The organism is Prolixibacter sp. DSM 2831, assembly GCF_056493735.1.
This window is the reverse complement of record NZ_CM151379.1, coordinates 1,997,194-2,013,458: the sequence shown is the minus strand read 5'-3', so window position 1 is coordinate 2,013,458 and position 16,265 is coordinate 1,997,194. Positions and strand designations below refer to the sequence as shown.

Genomic DNA, 16,265 nt, shown 5'->3' with positions numbered 1-16,265 from the left:
TTTTTTTAAGAATGAACCTTCCCGAAAATGAATCCCCTAAAGAACAGGTGAAAATTTTAATGAAAAACGATAAAAAGCAATGTAGCCGGCAATAAATGAAGGTAGGGTTTCAACTCTTCCCGTAATTTGGAAACGGCTATGGCGACCTGGTTCTCGACGGTTTTTACTGAGATATTCAAATACTCAGCAATCTCTTTCTGGGTAAGGCCTTCCAGTTTGTTCAATACAAAAATTTGCCGGCATTTCTCCGGCAGCATATCTATCGCTTTATTCAGTAATGGAAGTACCTGTTGGTATGACTCTGTTTCCTCCTCATCATCATTTTTATTTAAAATATAACTGAGGTGGTATTGTTTTCGAACGTCCTCGCTTCTCCGGTGCTTCAAATATTCGTTATAAACTGCTTTGTAGAGATAGGATTTCTCACTCTCCGGTTCAATCAGCTTTCTGCGATTCTCCCAGATTCTGACAAACATGCGTTGAACAATCTCTTCCGAGTGATCGAAATCTTTAGCAAACGTATAGGCAAAACGACATAGTTCCCCGTAATAAACCAGGAACAGCTTATCGAAAGCTTTTTTATCGCCCAGACGAATATCGTTGAAAAGTGTGTTAGTTGGCAATGGGTCAGAATTGTTACTATCAAATATGATAAATGCAATTCGCATTTACAAACGGCAATTGAGAAAGAAATGAGTTTTTAACTATCGATTCCCAACGACAGACAACTTTACTTGGCAAAAAATTTAAACGCCTCATAAACAAGAAAAGCCGGCCAAACAATGGCTTTTAAGAATCCCAGAACGCCCATCCAGAAACTGGTGGCAACGGAAATGAAGTAGATGGCTGCTCCAATAAAGCCCAGTCCATACACGGCTCCCCCGGCTGAATTATTGCTTCGACTTTTCTTGCTCATGGTTATTTGGTTTTAGTGTTGGTACAAGCTTATATTTATTAATCTGACAACTATAAGTATTGACAAGATAGAGAATTATTCAGGAATACATTATCATGAATTCGTAAAATCAATAGTAATCTTTGGTAATGAGATGCGGCTATATATCATTGCTGAATTTCCTTTATTTCATCCAATAATAGTCCTTTTGTATAGTGCTCTAATTTCAAATTGATGGTTGTATCATCTTTTGCATACATTATCCCGGTTTGAAGCAATGGAGGAGTTCTCTCTTGATAGAACAGAAGAAATATTTGCTTCTCCTTGGGTATACGCACTTTTCCTTTCCGCAAACGATAATCGTAAAGCCTCTTTTCTTTTTCCAGGTCTATTACCAATAGGTGTAAATCCTTATTTTCAGGAGATTTAAACCGTAACTCGATTCCTTCTTTTCTTGGGAGTTTGTAATCAGTAAAAATGTAAACGTGCTGACTATCGCTCAAAACTTCGGCCAAGTAATTCCTGAAAAGCTCAAAGTCACCGATAATCTCTTGTCCATATTCGTTCGAATAAACAAAGTCAAAATAAGCTTTCCTCTTTGCATATTCTTCTTCCGTTGCATCAAGAAAGAATGAGGAACCCGACTTTCTGTCGTTAAACGTGCTATCGAACCTAATAGGAAAAACGAAAGAAATATCAACATACCTTCCTCGGTGTGACCCCGGCAGCCATTCTTTTAGTCCTTTTACAAAATAAAATGCCATTGAATCACAAGCCGGATTCACTGCTCTCAGGACTCTTGTGTCTTTCAGCTTTCCGTCTTTCCCAAAAGTCGTCGACACATAAACCTTCTTGCCGTAACAATCAAGATCTTCCCAATCGACTTTTGAAAAATAAGTTGACATCTGGCCCAAAAAATCTTTAAAAACAGGCAATTTTTCAGACCACCCACCAATTACAGCCTCATCATCTCGGGGAATGGTATCATACCGAACTTGCGCTGATAGGTTGATAGACAACAATAAAAAAACGAATATTATATTTCTCCTTTGTTTTATCATTTTACTAAAACCAGTGAAGTCTATTGTTTCATAAGTCAGGTTTTCTACTTCTGAAAATAGCAAAATTTTAGCTTCCAAGTGTTTTAGCCTCTCACCTATTTATGAACAGCCCCGGCGGGAGAACAAGAAATTGGAGCATTTCAATGCTTGATATTGCAAACGAAAATTCCCGATAAATACGGTTATTTTTATGCTATTGAAAACTTCTACGTGTAAGTTCAGAAACTTCTACTGTTCTTTTTAAAAACTTCTACTTAGAAGTGATCCACCTTTCTAAGTAGAAAGATGGAAAGAGAACAGTAGAAAGATTTGAGCTCATCTGTATGCAGCATATTAGTATACCATTGCAGAGTCATGCCCCTACTACAACAGATGAATTTGCTCGCCCCGTAATACCATCCCGCCGGGATGGTATATTGTTAGAATAAAAGCCCTGTCTCTTTTCCGTACGACCCCGGCCGGGGTCGAATAAACACCGCCCTTTTGTTGCCTAACAACATATGACTCTCCACGAGTCATTAACATTTCAGGAATATTTTATTCTGAGAGAATGTAATATCTGAGGAGCAATTCCTTTTCTTTTCCATGCCCCATCAAACCAAATAACGAATCAACCGTTTACCTTTTGCAAACACATGCCGGAACATATTACCCGGCTCAAAAAGGAAATAACACAATGAAAATATTGATTATCGGTGGTAACGGTACCATTGGCAATAAAGTAACAGCAGAATTGAAGAAACGGCACGAAGTAGTTGTAGCCGGGCGAAAAAGCGGAGATGTCAACGTGGATTTAGCCTCCGAGGGCTCTATCGAGAAGATGTTTCAGGATGTTCCCAACCTGGATGCCGTTATTTCCATTGCCGGCGCCACCAAATGGGGCAATTTCGAGGACCTGACGGAAGAAGACTTTTACATCAGCATCCGCAATAAACTGATGGGACAAGTGAACCTGGTGCGCATCGGACAACGCTACCTGAAAGATAATGGCTCGTTTACCCTAACGACCGGGATTCTGGGCGAAGACCCGGTGAAAGGCTCGGTAGGAGCTTCGATGGTGAACGGAGGTATTCACAGCTTTGTAATAGCCACTGCACGGGAACTGAAACGCGGCCTGCGCATCAATGTCGTCGCTCCGGGCCTGGTGGAAGATGCCGCCGAACGACAGGGACACCTCTTCCCCGGTCATCTGCCGGTCACCATGAAACGGACCGTCAGCGGTTATCTTCGTAGTGTAGAAGGATACGTTACGGGAGAAGTTATCCGTTTGTACTAATGATTTTGAAAGGTCAGGACATGTCCTGACCCTACACTGATATTATAAAATAGCCTCGCCGGGAGAATTTCCTGACGAGGCTTTTTTTTTCTTATTAATGCGGGTGCGTCATCTCCAGTGGAATGACCCACTGGTCGAATTCCTCTTCCGATACGTATTTCAATTCCAGTGCGGCTTCCCGTAAGGTCTTCCCTTCCGCGTGGGCTTTCTTAGCAATCCGGGCCGCCTTATCGTATCCAATGTGGCGGTTTAGTGCCGTAACCAGCATCAGGTTCTTTTGGATATTCTCGTTAATCCTTGGCAAGTTCGGCTCGATTCCCACCGCGCAATGTTCATTGAATGAGCGACAGGCATCTGCGAGCAGTGTGATATTTTCCAATACGTTGTGCGCCATCACCGGCTTGTACACATTCAGCTGGAAATTTCCCTGGCTTCCCGCGAAAGCGACCGTGGCATCGTTACCAAATACCTGGGCACAAACCATGGTCAATGCTTCGCTTTGGGTAGGGTTCACCTTCCCAGGCATGATAGATGAACCGGGCTCGTTAGCCGGAATATTATATTCGCCAATACCACAACGCGGGCCGGATGACAGCCAGCGCACATCGTTGGCAATTTTCATCAATGCCCCGGCCAGTGTGCGCAGGGCTGCCGATGTCTGAACCAGCGCGTCGTGTGCTGAGAGGGCGAAGAACTTGTTGGGCGCATTACGGAAAGGATGCCCGGTAATTTCGGAGATAAAATGCACGGCCCGCATGGCAAACTGCGGATGGGTATTCAACCCGGTTCCCACCGCTGTTCCTCCGATAGCCAGATCGTATAATCCGGGAAGCGAGGCGCGAATGCCTTCCATAGCGAAATCGAGCTGGGCCACCCAACCGCTCATCTCCTGTCCTACCGTTAACGGCGTGGCATCCTGCAAGTGCGTGCGTCCGGTTTTCACAATCGATTGATACAGGTCCGATTTATCAGCCAGTGTTTTTCGCAGCAACTCAACCGAAGTAAAAAGGCGCTTGTGCAACTCTTCAACCAACGCAATGTGCATGGCCGTTGGAAATGTGTCGTTCGACGACTGGCTGCGGTTGACATGGTCGTTGGGATGAACCGGTTTCTTGCTTCCCATTTCGCCGCCCATCATTTCGATAGCACGATTGGAAATTACCTCGTTAGCATTCATATTCGATTGCGTTCCCGAACCGGTTTGAAAGACCACCAATGGAAACTCACTATCCATCCGGCCGGTGATCACTTCTTCGGCGGCAGCCATAATATTGCCGGCAATATCTGACGGTAACTCACCGAGTTCCTCATTTGCCTGCGCTGCAGCCTTCTTTACAATCCCCAGTGCACGGATAATCGGCGAAGGCCATTGGAAACGCTGGGTTCCGATTTGAAAATTTTGAAATGAACGTTGGGTTTGGGCTCCCCAATAATGTTCGGCGGGAACCTGAATTTCGCCCATTGAATCGGTTTCTGTTCTGAACTTTTCCATTTTCTGTATATTTTGCACCGGACTTTTGTCTTCCGGCGAATTTCGTACGACATGAACTTGTATTTACTGAACAAACCGGAGTGGCAATCGTTGAATAAACCAGTTGTCAAAAACATTTAAAAAGAATAGAATCATGTCATTTGATGAACGCGCCCGCACGTGGGACGACGACCCGATAAAAACAGAAAGAGCTACCGCTTTCGCAAAAACAATCATTGAACAGGTACACCCCAAACCGGAAATGAGTGCCCTGGAATTCGGAGCCGGAACCGGTTTACTTAGCTACCAGTTAAAGGAAGCATTCGACACCATCGTATTGGTCGATAGTTCAGAAGGCATGATTGACGTACTGAAAGAGAAGATAGCGAAAGAACATCTCTCCCACTTCTTTCCACTGAACGTCGATTTACTGGAAACATTACCGGATATTGGCCCGTTCGACGCCATTTATACCTTGATGACCATGCACCACATCGATTCGCTGCCGGATATTTTGCAGGTGTTCCATCGATTGCTGAAACCCGGCGGAAAGTTGTGTATTGGTGATTTGGTAAAAGAAGACGGCAGTTTTCACGGTAGTGGATTTACCGGACACAAGGGCTTTGACAAGGATAAACTGTCGGGGCTGCTGGAGGAACATGTAATGAACCCGGTACATTACGAAATCTTCTACGAGCTGGAGAGAAAACGGGACGGTCATTCACAAAAGTTTCCGCTTTTTTCGCTCATCGCTGAAAAGGCAGGCTAGGATGTCAGGATAGCTTTTCATTGAGCTATGTTTTTGATTATCTGTCCACAGAAAAGCGCAAAAACACTAAACAATTCGCCGTGTTATTTGTCAGGATTAATAGAAGATCGAAACAAATAACAGAAAGGATAAAATTATGGATTTAAAGATTACAGGAAACTGGAACGAATTAAAAGGAAAACTGAAACAGAAGTATGGCGATTTAACCGATGATGATTTAAGCTTTGTGGAAGGCAAAGAAGATGAGTTACTGGGGCGCCTGCAGAAGAAATTAAACAAAACAAAAGAAGAAATAGCAGCCGAAATCAGAAAAGAGATTGAAGATTTGTAAGGAATTTTCTCCGGTTCCCCGCCGGAGCATTCCGAACAAATTTATATATTTACACGCCGGAAAGCAGGAATCCCACCGATGCTATCCTGCAGAACAGAAAGACCAAATTCCGGTTTTTATTCCCCCTCAATAATTGCATTTAAACCGTTGCCGGGAATTCCCTTACGGGAAAAAGACTGGTGATTAACAATCGTGGTAACGAAGAATGCTCATTCAGAAACAAAACGTTAAACAGGAGGATAAAACATGAAACGTATTACCATTTATGCATTGCTGATCCTGATGATTGGCTCGGTATCGGCCTGCAAGCAAAAGCCGAAAAAAGACGATAACAACGATGTGAAACAGGAGATGAAAGATGTTACACAATCGATGAATCAAACCCTGGAACAGAAGAAAGCTGACTTGAAAAGCCAAGCCCAGAAATTGCTCGATCAGACCAATCAGAAGATCGACCAACTTAAAGCCAAGATGGACAACCAATCAGATAAACTATCCGAAGATAAAGAGGAAGCTTTGAAGAATCTGGAAACACAACGCGATAAACTGCAGTCGGATTTAGATCAATTGAACGATAAAACCAAAGAACAATGGGAAGAGTTCAAGACACAGTTTAACCAGGATATGAATAATCTGAACCAAAGCGTCAAGGAATTCTTCGATAACGACAAGTAATTCAGAAAACGCAAACAGCGAAAAAAGCGATCAGTTAGCCGGAATGCAGCCAAGCTCATTCCGGCTTTTCTATGATAATCCGTGGCCATCAGTGGAAATCCTCTTGTGGGCTTTGCGATAACCTTTGCGCCATTTGCGAGGAATTTTTTACCACGAAGGACGCTAAGTTTTACACAATGGACACGAAGAAACTCACCACCAAAGCCCAATAAAACAAAAAAACCGGATGGTTATTTCCACCCGGTTCATTTATATGATCTGTTGAAGCATATTACAGTAAGGCAGATACTTTCTTCTCCAGTTTAACGATATCGGCACTGAACTTCCGAATACCTTCAGCCAGTTTTTCTGTTCCCATGGCATCTTCGTTCAGCATCCAGCGGAAAGATTTCTCGTCCAGCGTTATCTTTTCAATATCGGCATCTTTCGCATCTTCCGGACGAAGTTTCCGTTCGAGGGTTCCTTCTTTGCTTCCCAGTTCCTTCAGCAACTTAGGCGAAATAGTCAGCAAATCACAACCCGCCAACTCGATAATCTGTTCCGCTTTGCGAAAACTGGCTCCCATGATTTCGGTCGGATACCCAAATTTCTTGAAATACGTAAAAATATCGGTCACACTCTCTACACCGGGATCTTCCTCTACCGGAATATCATCCACACCCCGGTCCTTTTTGTACCAGTCGTAAATCCTTCCCACAAAAGGAGAAACCAGTGTTACACCGGCATCGGCACAGGCAATGGCCTGCGGCATACTGAACAGCAGGGTCAGGTTACAATGAATTCCTTCCTGCTCCAATATGCGGGCCGCTTCAATTCCTTCCCACGTCGATGCAATTTTAATCAGTACCTTTTCTTTGCTAATACCCACCTCGTCGTACAAACGAATCAGGGTGCGGGCTTTCTCAATCGTTGCTGCGGTGTCAAAGGATAAGCGGGCATCCACTTCCGTGGAAACACGACCGGGGACAATCTTCAGGATTTCCCGGCCAAAATTTACCGACAGCTTATCCATGCAGGTGGTCAACTGTTCTTCCTTGCTGCCGCCATGCTCTTTTGCATATTTTACGGCATCCTGTATGAGTGAATCGTACTTCGAATCTTCGGTAGCTGCCAGTATCAACGACGGATTGGTCGTCGTATCCTGCGGCTTAAACTCTTTCATCGATTCAAAGTCTCCGGTATCGGCTACAACGGTTGTTACTTTTTTTAATTGTTCCAGTAAATTCATTTGGTATCTATTTTTTTTAATACGACAATCTCTCATTTGTGCCTTTCGGCTTTTATAATCTACAACAGATGTAGCCTCCATTGAGTTCGTTCTCCCGGCAATTCAGGATCTCAAAACCACCTGCAACCCGGAATGCCCACAAAAACGCCATCAATCAGTTCGTTTTAAAACTAGTTGATTCATCCGGCAACGAGCATGACTTTTATCGCATCTGATTTTGTCTGCCTGTTTTCTACACATAAACTTTTGGTAATTATGGTGTATAAAGCATAAAACTCCGTAACTTATACGACGTCTAACTAAAACTACCATGAAATGAATATTTATGTTGGCAGTCTTCAGTACGATGTAACCGAAGATGAATTACGAAGTGTTTTTGAAGCTTATGGTGCGGTTGATTCCGTGAAGATCATTATGGACAAGTTTTCCGGTCGTAGCAAAGGCTTTGGTTTTATTGAAATGCCTAATGACGAGGAAGGTGAACAGGCCGTCCAATCATTGAATGGCTCTGAGATTAACGGGCGAAAAGTGATTGTCAACCTGGCTACCGAGAAAAAAGCCCGTCCCCGCCGTTCCGGAGGTTATGAACAAAGGGGTCATTTCCGTCCGCGTCACTGAGGTTTCGCTTGTATTCAGTACAATTTTCCTTATATTGGCGCCGAATGCGGGCATTATGGGCTTTCCATTGAACGCATTCAAATTTATTGATTAATAACAAACGACAGGTTAGAAAACAAAAAGGCTGAACATTCAATTGTTCAGCCTTTTGTGATCTTATTTAACTTCGGTTTACCGGAATAGAAGGCAAACCGGTTTTGGCGCATTAATTTCGCTGGTATAGGTAAGCATACCCGTTTCCGGATTACGGTGGAATGCCACAATGTTGTCGCTGTTCTGATTGGCAACTAACAGGAATTTACCATCGGGAGACAATGTAAAATTCCGTGGTGTCTTTCCTCTCACCGATTCGGTTCCTTTTTCCGTCAACTTCCCGTTTTCCGGATTAATCGAAAAAATAACGATGTTGTCCAATCCGCGATTGGAAGCATAAAGGTATTTGCCATCCGGCGAAACTTCCACTTCGGCGCAGGTGTTTTCACCATCGTAGTCTTTGGGCAACGTGGAAACCGATTCTTTTACAGCAAAGGTGCCATCCGGTTTCATTGCCACGCGGGTAACCGTACATCCCATTTCGCTAATCACGTACATATTCTGTCCGTTGGGACCAAAAGCAATGTGACGTGGCCCCGCCCCCGGAGCCATCGGAATTTTTGGCATTTTATATGGCACCAGTTTCCCTTTATCGGCATCGAGGCTGTAAACATACACGTCGTCAGTTCCCAAATCGGCAGCGAAGATTCGTTTTCCATCGGGCCCGAAATACGAACTGTGCGCATGCGGTCCTTTCTGACGGTTTACATTGGGACCATGCCCCTCGTGCTGACTAACATCCAGCGCCTTGCTTATCGTTCCGTCTCCATCCAATTGAAAAAGCCCCACGCTTCCGCTGGAATAGTTAGCCGTTAATGCAAAACCTTCCGGATTTACACTCACAAAACAGGGATCCGCACCGCCGCTGGGTTCTTTATTGATAGCTTCCAGATTACCGGTAGTTTGATCTACCGCAAAAGATTCGATATAACCCTGGGTATTCCCGACTGCCGTATTTTTTTCCTGAACAGCCAGCAGGTAATTACCATCAGGTGTTAACGTAACAAAAGATGGATTAACTGAAACTCCGGCCAATGCGTAGTTCTCCAGTTGTCCCGTTTTCGGGTCAAGCTCACAGCGATAAATTCCTTTACTATCGCTCCCGTCAGTGTAAGTTCCGATATAAAACATCATACCTGATTTTGAGTTTTCCTGAGCCACGCCCTTCATGGGTCCAGCGAAAACAGCCACACCGGCCATTAACAGGAGAAAGATATTTTTCTTCATGGATTCAGCATTTAAAATTCGTCTAAAGGTAGCGAATTTGTCCGGCTTCTATTCAGTCTGAATAAGGATGAAATTACTTACTGTTGAAAAAACAGGAAATGCAGGTTACTGGCTACTCCCTCGACATCCAAAAGAAAAGGACTGTCCCTGTCAAGACAGTCCTTTATCAAGCTTTGGTGATTAGGACAAGCTTTCGCTTGAAAAATAATTATGGCTTTTGGTGAGCACCCCAATTACGGTTAGCCCGGTTGCCCATGACTAATACCAGTTTGGCGCCGTTCATTAAATCCGAATGATTTAGAACGGGTTCGTCCAATGGTTTTCCATTGAGCGTTGCCGACTGGATATATTTGTTTTCATCGGAAGCATTTTTCGCTTCCAGCTCAAATGTTTTTCCGTTCGCCAGATGAATTTTCACATCGGTAAACAGTGGACTTCCGATGCTGTAGACAGGTTTTCCCGGCGTAACCGGATAAAATCCCATTGATGAAAACACCACAAACGAGGATAGACCACCGCCATCTTCGTCGCCGGGAACGCCCATCAAGTCATTTCGAAACCATTCGTGTAAAAGAGCGCGAACCAGCTTTTGTGTTTTCCACGGCTCCGCTGCATAATTATACAGGTAAGGAATATGGAGCGATGGCTCGTTGGCCATGGTAAACTGCCCCACGTTTCCGGTTTGATCCGGTAACTGGGTATAAAATTCGCGCTTCCCCCGCCCCATGGGCGTAGTAAACAAGGCATCGAGGTTTTGAGCAAACGCTTTTTTCCCACCCATCAGGTTAATCAGGTCCGGAATATTGTGCTGAACATCCCACCTGTAAGTCCAGCCGTTGTTTTCGTCATAATAATCGCGAACACCTACACCACCTGAAAAGCGGTAATCAAACGGCTCGATAAAATTACCTTCAGCATCTTTCGGATGGAAAAACTGCGTTTCAGGATTGTACAGATTCCGGTAATTGAACGAAGCTTTCAGAAAACGGGCAGCATCAGCTTCCTTTCCCAGCGTATCGGCCAGTTGCGACAAACACCACTCGTCATACGACGTGCCTAACGTAACTGCTACAGCTTGCCGACGCTCGAACGAATTTACTTCCGGAATCGTCTCCTTTTCGCCCGGCTTCAGCGCGGGGATGTAACCATGTTTCTGATAAAAAGCCGATAATGCTCCGGCCGGTTTTCCCGACCACGGCGCCAACGTTTTCTCCGTAATTCCTTTCTTACAGGCTTCGTAAGCCTTTTCCAAATCAAAACCATGCAGGCCTTTCCGGTAAGCGTCGAGGACAGAAGCTACGCCATGATTGGAATTCATTCGGCGGCTGTCGCCTGTAATTTCCGGGAAAGTCGGCATCCACATATGCGGCATTTGCTCCGCCATCAAGACAAATGAATTCAGAATATCGTTTTCCCTTTCGGGATTGACCAAAATCCGAAGCGGATGCAACGCCCGGTACGAATCCCAAATCCAGTCATCGGTGTAAAACGGCTGTCCACCATCCGAATGCACCTGGTGATCGAACGCACTGTAATAACGTCCGTCTTCCGAAATACAAACGGGACGTTCGTAGCAACGATACAGCGATGTATAGAAAACGGTGCGTTCATCTTCCGTTCCACCCTGAATTTCTATCTTTCCCAACTCATCGTTCCAGACTTTCCGCCCTTGTGACTGAAGTTCAGCGATAGTTTTCCCGGCCACTTCACGGTTCATGTTTTTCTCAGCCTGTTCAGCACTGATAAACGAAATCCCATAGTGCAACTGCAATTCTTGTTTTCCTTTCGGGAAGTTCAGTATCAGACAAGCATTTTTCCCCGATGCATCGGAAGCAGTAAGCATTTTGCCGTCCTTCAGCACCGAAACCTTTTCCGGCCTTTCATCCGGAATGAGATACAAAAAGACGCGCGTATCGTTTCCAATCAGCTGCCACCCGGAAATCGCTTTCCCGTCCCATTTCATTCCGCCATTGAGCGAATTCAAAATTATTCCAGGCGCTTCCTCCTGTTCAAACTTCAAAGCATACATGGCCGATTGATGCGCCACGGCAAAATCAACATCGATTTGTGCTTCATCGAGATAAACCGAATAGGAATAAGGTGTAATCTTCTCCTGATCGTATGAAAAGGAAACAACCGGTTGGACATCTTTCGGGTTTCCCTGAAAAGGGCTCAGATTAAACGCCGAAGCACCACGATGACTCGTTACTTCGAGCGGCAAACCGTGGAGCCGGACACTCGTATAATCGGCCCTCTCAGGATAAACACGCAACAAGCTATTGGGCAGGTGTATGGTAGGATATGTGGGTACCAGCATATGACTGATGTTTCCCATATACGGATTGACATAATCAACCGGTGATTTGACTGCAGATCCCTGTTCCTGAACCTGAGCAACACATCCAACCATTAAAACGAAAATTCCAATTAGCCAGCCTTTCAATATTTTCATCACACTCATTTTAGTAGCTTAAAACAGAAACAGGGCGGTCTTTCGGGGCCGTTCCAAATTTTTTATTCGGCCGTTTCCCCATCACAAATTCGAGTTGACCACCGGAGATGATATCCTGATACGTAATATAGGAATGCGTATACGGTTTTCCGTTCAACCGGACAGACTGGATATAAATGTTCTGTCCTCCGGCATTTTTTGTCGTTACCGTAAATTGCTTCCCGCTAGCCAGGTTGATGGAGGCTTTTGCCAGTTGTGGCGAACCGAAACAGAAAACACTGTTGGCCGGATTGACCGGATAAAAGCCCATCGAACTGAACAGGTACCAGGCCGACATCTGACCACAATCTTCATTGCCGGAATAGCCCGACTGTTGATCAGTATACAATTCATTCTGAATTTTGGCACTGTAAAACTGGGCTTTCCAGGGTTCGCCGGCAAAGTCGTATAAGTAGACAATGTGGTGACTCGGCTCATTTCCGTGGGCATACTGCCCGATAAAGCCCGACGCATTACCGTTAACATCTCCAGGCTTGGCATTGAGGGTAAAGAAGGTATCGAGCTTGTCAACAAATTTCTTATCGCCTCCCATCATATCGATAAACGAATAAACATCCTGGGGAACATACCACAAATACTGCCAGGCATTTCCTTCGGTGAATGGAAAACCGCCATTACCACCATATTTCAATGGATTAAACGGTTCAATCCAATTTCCCTTGCTGTCTTTCGCCCGGAAAAATCCGATCGATTTATCGAACAGGTTTTTATAATCATTGGAGCGATTCAGGAAAAACTGATAGTCGTCTTCATGACCGAGTTTCTTTGCCATCTGCGCTACGCACCAGTCATCGTAAGCGATTTCGAGCGTTAGTGAAACAGACTGGGTCTGCAAGTCTTCCGGGAAATAGCTATACTTATCCAGAATGTTGAATGGTGAATTCCGGTGCGAAGTCGTCGACGATGCCTTCACAGCTTCATAAGCTTTCTGGTAATCAACTCCCGGAATTCCCTTGAAGAAGGCATCGACGATAACCGGAATAGCGTGGTTACCAATCATGCAGTAATTCTCTTGTCCCCACAATTGCCAGATAGGCAAATAGCCATACGTTTTGTACTGGCGCAGCATAGAATTAATAAAAGCTGCGGTTCTCTTCTGTTGTACCAGCGAGTAAAAAGGATGAGCGGCCCGATAGGTGTCCCACAATGAGAACGTACTGTAGTGCTTTCCATCAGGCGCATGCCGGATACTGTTGTCGGTTGCCAGGTAATCACCCGAAACGTCGGCAATGTTATTGGGCTGAATAAACAAATGATATAAGCCGGTGTAGAAAATCCGCTTCTGTTTGGGCGTTCCTTCTACGTCAACACAGGAAAGTTCCTTGTTCCAGTTTTCGTTGGTTTGCTCGACAATACCATCAAAATTGAAATCTTTTATCTCTGCCTTCAGATTTTCGCGGGCACCTTCGGCCGATACTGATGAAAGTCCCACTTTAACCAATAGCGGTTGCGAATTATCCTTATCAAAATTCAGCACCAACTTCAGGTTGGAATTATTGGCTACCGGAATATTCTCGAAAATATTTCTTCCGGCTTTAAAAGCGTGCGATTCGAACGGACGGGAAAATTCGGCCCGGAAATACACTTTCCGAAGCGGTGCCCAGCCTGAAATAATACGGTATCCTTCGATGGTTTTCGAATCGACCACACGGGCCTGGGCTTCGATGATTTTGCAATAGCGATACGGACTGTTCCTGACCAGCGAATGATCGAGGTCAATCATCAGGTGAACCGGATCGGTATTCGAGAAAGTGTAGCGGTGCATTCCGCAATGCTCTGTTGCGGTCAGCTCTGCCTTAATATGATAGTCATCGAGAACGACGCTATAGTAACCGGGATACGCTTTTTCTGTCTCATGCCGAAATGCAGAACGAAATCCTTTTGTTTTTCCGTCATCGCTCCCACATTGCCATTGAATATCACCCTGGTAAGGCATGAACAAAAAATCATAAAGGTCAGGACAACCAGTTCCACTCAAATGCGTATGGCTAAAACCTACAATGGTTTTGTCGTTATAATCGTAGCCACTGCAAGGGTCGTCAGGATATTCTCGTGTATCAGGGCTAAGCTGTACCAATCCGAAAGGAGCGCAAGCGCCCGGAAAATTACTTCCCGATAGGCTTAAGCTATCAACAGAGCCAGTTCCAATAAATGGATTGACATACTGCGTATATTTTTTTGTTGATGTTGGTGGAACGGAAGCAAAGCTCAATCCCTGCCCGATAAAAAGCAGAATTCCAATCGATAGAAATAAATGAATTTTTCTCATGTACATAGGAGAGTCTTTTATGAACTGTTTATTAATCATAGAGAGGTTTTAGGTATGCAGATTATTTCCGACGATCCACTGAAACTTTATGTTTCAAGTCGCCTGTCTCCTGATACGTAAATACTTCAGATGAGATACAGCTTTTATTCGTTACTGTTCCTGGCAAGGATATCAAAGAATGGGTAGAAAAGAAATAATGACACACACAACTTCAGTATAAGAGGACCATCCCCTAAAACGGGGTATGATCCTCTTCCTACTTACTGTATTCAATTATTTACTTGCATAACCTGCATTCTGGGTCAAATTCGGGTTACGCTGCAACTCGTTCAATGAAATCGGGAATACCAGGTCGGTTTCTTTAAACGTGGCTCCTGCTGCGTTCTGTGCGCCAATCAGGTCAACATAAGTTACTTCGCCGGGATTGGTTGCTGAGATAACCGGGAATTTCATCGTACGGACGCAGTCATCCCATATTTTGAATTCCAACGGGAATTCGCGGATTCTTTCAGTCCAGCAAGTTTCGATGAACTCCTGCTTCGACAACGCCATTAAGCCAGCTTTGATCTGGTCTTCTGTTTCACCGTTCATGTTAGCCCGCACTTGTATTCTGGCAAGATAGGTAGCGGCTTCATCCGTTACACCGTCAGTCTGAGCGATTGATTCTGCATAGTCCAGATAAGCTTCGGCCAACCGATAGAAGTTCCAGTCTTTTGTACCTTTTCCGGTATTCAGCACGGCGTTTTCATCGTAATAATACCAGCAGCCTGCCTGTCCGTCGGGAGCTGTCCAGGTTTTACCGTTATTCGGGTTGGTATAATTCCAATGGAAGAACTGGTTGGGTTGAATACGCAGATCATCAGCCGGATAAACATTCAGGAACTGATCAATCGGACCGTATACCCGTTCAAAAATTGAATAGGTTCCGAATACCGCTGTCGCCGAAGATGAAAATGCATAAGTTGGCCACCAGCTGCTATTGCTGATACTTTCATCATACTCCTGGGCATAAATGACTTCATCCAAATCGTCGGTTGAGCGCAATTGGTTGTACGCGCTGCTGCCTGACATATCTGCATTGGCTACCAAGGAATGAGGTGAATCGATAACCATTTTCGCATAAGTCTTCGCGTTGCCATAATCTCCCTGATGGAAATACACATCGGTAAGAACCATAGCAGCGACATACTTGGTAATCCGGTGGCCATTAGCAGCAAATGTTTTTGCCGGCAGAGCATCGATAGCAGCTTTCAAATCAGCTTCGATCTGGGTATACACCTGCGCAGATGCTGTCCTTTCGGGATAAAGATTCTCCAGGTTAGCAGGTTCTAACAGCAGCGGAACGTCGCCAAATGTTTTCACCAGGTAGAAATAATTAAATGCCCGGAAAAACATGGCTTCTGCTGTCAACTGCGCTGCGGTTCCCGAATCCATGGTAATATTGGGAATGCTCGCAATGGCATTATTAGCCACGTTGATGGCATTATAACAGTTGTCCCAAATATCATCCGAGGTATCGGATATCTCATTCGTATGTTGCTGACGGGTCAACAAGCGGGAATACCGACAGACCACTTCCTGTCCTTCGTAACTGTTACTGAAATAACCGGTCAACATTCCGGTGATGGAAGCCTTGGGGCCGATGTAGGCACTGGAAGCATAAGATATACGCCTTGGTGCCCCGTTTCGGTATAAGTAATTTACGTTTGCCGTTGCCTGAGCTTCTGTTTTATAATAGTCAACCTCCGTCAGTGCAGATTTGGGACTTTCATCCAGAAAGTCATTACACGAGGTCATAAACAGAAGGCTCACTGATAAACATATTAATATCTTTTTCATA

General features: G+C 44.7%; 14 protein-coding genes. 5 read left to right on the top strand and 9 right to left on the bottom strand.

Going from position 1 to position 16,265, the window contains the following annotated elements; translation table 11 throughout:
• Positions 1-56: 56 nt before the first annotated feature.
• The 3 genes from AC060N_RS08080 to AC060N_RS08070 form a co-directional block, all read right to left on the bottom strand.
• Positions 57-668 (bottom strand): RNA polymerase sigma-70 factor, encoded by a 612-nt coding sequence (locus AC060N_RS08080; protein ID WP_479526646.1) that lies wholly within the window; start codon positions 666-668, stop codon positions 57-59.
• 62 nt (positions 669-730) lie between these two features.
• Positions 731-916 (bottom strand): hypothetical protein, encoded by a 186-nt coding sequence (locus tag AC060N_RS08075; protein WP_106543436.1) that lies wholly within the window; start codon positions 914-916, stop codon positions 731-733.
• Between the two features lie 146 nt (positions 917-1,062).
• Positions 1,063-2,034 carry a hypothetical protein gene (locus tag AC060N_RS08070; protein WP_479526645.1) on the bottom strand — a complete coding sequence of 324 codons (972 nt, stop codon included), beginning with the start codon at positions 2,032-2,034 and terminating at the stop codon, positions 1,063-1,065.
• A 598-nt stretch (positions 2,035-2,632) separates the two neighbouring features.
• On the opposite strand from AC060N_RS08070, the gene AC060N_RS08065 reads away from it, so the two are divergent.
• Positions 2,633-3,232 (top strand): short chain dehydrogenase, encoded by a 600-nt coding sequence (locus AC060N_RS08065; protein WP_153638764.1) that lies wholly within the window; start codon positions 2,633-2,635, stop codon positions 3,230-3,232.
• A 94-nt stretch (positions 3,233-3,326) separates the two neighbouring features.
• Here the strand turns inward: AC060N_RS08065 and fumC are convergent, their stop codons facing one another.
• Positions 3,327-4,724 carry a class II fumarate hydratase gene (fumC, locus tag AC060N_RS08060; RefSeq protein WP_479526644.1) on the bottom strand — a complete coding sequence of 466 codons (1,398 nt, stop codon included), beginning with the start codon at positions 4,722-4,724 and terminating at the stop codon, positions 3,327-3,329.
• Positions 4,725-4,857: 133 nt separating this feature from the next.
• Here fumC and AC060N_RS08055 point away from each other — a divergent pair, with 133 nt between their 5' ends.
• The 3 genes from AC060N_RS08055 to AC060N_RS08045 all read left to right on the top strand — a co-directional run bounded on the left by AC060N_RS08055 (position 4,858) and on the right by AC060N_RS08045 (position 6,478).
• The gene (locus AC060N_RS08055) at positions 4,858-5,472 is read left to right on the top strand and encodes a class I SAM-dependent methyltransferase (RefSeq protein WP_479526643.1); all 615 of its coding nucleotides are present in this window, start codon (positions 4,858-4,860) and stop codon (positions 5,470-5,472) included.
• 136 nt (positions 5,473-5,608) lie between these two features.
• Positions 5,609-5,803 carry a CsbD family protein gene (locus tag AC060N_RS08050; protein ID WP_463231190.1) on the top strand — a complete coding sequence of 65 codons (195 nt, stop codon included), beginning with the start codon at positions 5,609-5,611 and terminating at the stop codon, positions 5,801-5,803.
• 246 nt (positions 5,804-6,049) lie between these two features.
• Complete coding sequence (locus AC060N_RS08045) at positions 6,050-6,478, top strand: sll1863 family stress response protein (RefSeq protein ID WP_479526642.1); 429 nt, start codon at positions 6,050-6,052, stop codon at positions 6,476-6,478.
• 271 nt (positions 6,479-6,749) lie between these two features.
• Here the strand turns inward: AC060N_RS08045 and tal are convergent, their stop codons facing one another.
• Entirely contained in the window at positions 6,750-7,706 is a 957-nt protein-coding gene (tal, locus tag AC060N_RS08040) for a transaldolase (protein WP_463231186.1), read from the bottom strand.
• Between the two features lie 315 nt (positions 7,707-8,021).
• Here tal and AC060N_RS08035 point away from each other — a divergent pair, with 315 nt between their 5' ends.
• Entirely contained in the window at positions 8,022-8,324 is a 303-nt protein-coding gene (locus AC060N_RS08035) for an RNA recognition motif domain-containing protein (protein ID WP_479526641.1), read from the top strand.
• 171 nt (positions 8,325-8,495) lie between these two features.
• Here AC060N_RS08035 and AC060N_RS08030 read toward each other — a convergent pair whose 3' ends face one another.
• From AC060N_RS08030 to AC060N_RS08015, 4 genes are all read right to left on the bottom strand, one after another.
• Positions 8,496-9,644 (bottom strand): lactonase family protein, encoded by a 1,149-nt coding sequence (locus AC060N_RS08030; protein WP_479526640.1) that lies wholly within the window; start codon positions 9,642-9,644, stop codon positions 8,496-8,498.
• Between the two features lie 208 nt (positions 9,645-9,852).
• Positions 9,853-12,096: a GH92 family glycosyl hydrolase gene (locus AC060N_RS08025; RefSeq protein ID WP_479526639.1), complete on the bottom strand. Its 2,244-nt coding sequence runs from the start codon at positions 12,094-12,096 to the stop codon at positions 9,853-9,855.
• Between the two features lie 10 nt (positions 12,097-12,106).
• The gene (locus AC060N_RS08020; protein ID WP_479526638.1) at positions 12,107-14,425 is read right to left on the bottom strand and encodes a GH92 family glycosyl hydrolase; all 2,319 of its coding nucleotides are present in this window, start codon (positions 14,423-14,425) and stop codon (positions 12,107-12,109) included.
• A gap of 273 nt (positions 14,426-14,698) precedes the next feature.
• On the bottom strand, positions 14,699-16,264 hold the full coding sequence (locus AC060N_RS08015; protein WP_479526637.1) for a RagB/SusD family nutrient uptake outer membrane protein: 1,566 nt from the start codon (positions 16,262-16,264) through the stop codon (positions 14,699-14,701).
• Position 16,265: the final 1 nt, after the last annotated feature.

What these genes read in the sequence shown, in the direction of transcription:
- AC060N_RS08080 (WP_479526646.1), bottom strand. Translation starts at nt 668, where the DNA reads ATGCGAATTGCATTTATCATATTTGATAGTAACAATTCTGACCCATTG.
- AC060N_RS08075 (WP_106543436.1), bottom strand. Translation starts at nt 916, where the DNA reads ATGAGCAAGAAAAGTCGAAGCAATAATTCAGCCGGGGGAGCCGTGTAT.
- AC060N_RS08065 (WP_153638764.1), top strand. Translation starts at nt 2,633, where the DNA reads ATGAAAATATTGATTATCGGTGGTAACGGTACCATTGGCAATAAAGTA.
- fumC (WP_479526644.1), bottom strand. Translation starts at nt 4,724, where the DNA reads ATGGAAAAGTTCAGAACAGAAACCGATTCAATGGGCGAAATTCAGGTT.
- AC060N_RS08055 (WP_479526643.1), top strand. Translation starts at nt 4,858, where the DNA reads ATGTCATTTGATGAACGCGCCCGCACGTGGGACGACGACCCGATAAAA.
- AC060N_RS08050 (WP_463231190.1), top strand. Translation starts at nt 5,609, where the DNA reads ATGGATTTAAAGATTACAGGAAACTGGAACGAATTAAAAGGAAAACTG.
- AC060N_RS08045 (WP_479526642.1), top strand. Translation starts at nt 6,050, where the DNA reads ATGAAACGTATTACCATTTATGCATTGCTGATCCTGATGATTGGCTCG.
- tal (WP_463231186.1), bottom strand. Translation starts at nt 7,706, where the DNA reads ATGAATTTACTGGAACAATTAAAAAAAGTAACAACCGTTGTAGCCGAT.
- AC060N_RS08035 (WP_479526641.1), top strand. Translation starts at nt 8,022, where the DNA reads ATGAATATTTATGTTGGCAGTCTTCAGTACGATGTAACCGAAGATGAA.
- AC060N_RS08030 (WP_479526640.1), bottom strand. Translation starts at nt 9,644, where the DNA reads ATGAAGAAAAATATCTTTCTCCTGTTAATGGCCGGTGTGGCTGTTTTC.
- AC060N_RS08025 (WP_479526639.1), bottom strand. Translation starts at nt 12,096, where the DNA reads ATGAAAATATTGAAAGGCTGGCTAATTGGAATTTTCGTTTTAATGGTT.
- AC060N_RS08020 (WP_479526638.1), bottom strand. Translation starts at nt 14,425, where the DNA reads ATGAGAAAAATTCATTTATTTCTATCGATTGGAATTCTGCTTTTTATC.
- AC060N_RS08015 (WP_479526637.1), bottom strand. Translation starts at nt 16,264, where the DNA reads ATGAAAAAGATATTAATATGTTTATCAGTGAGCCTTCTGTTTATGACC.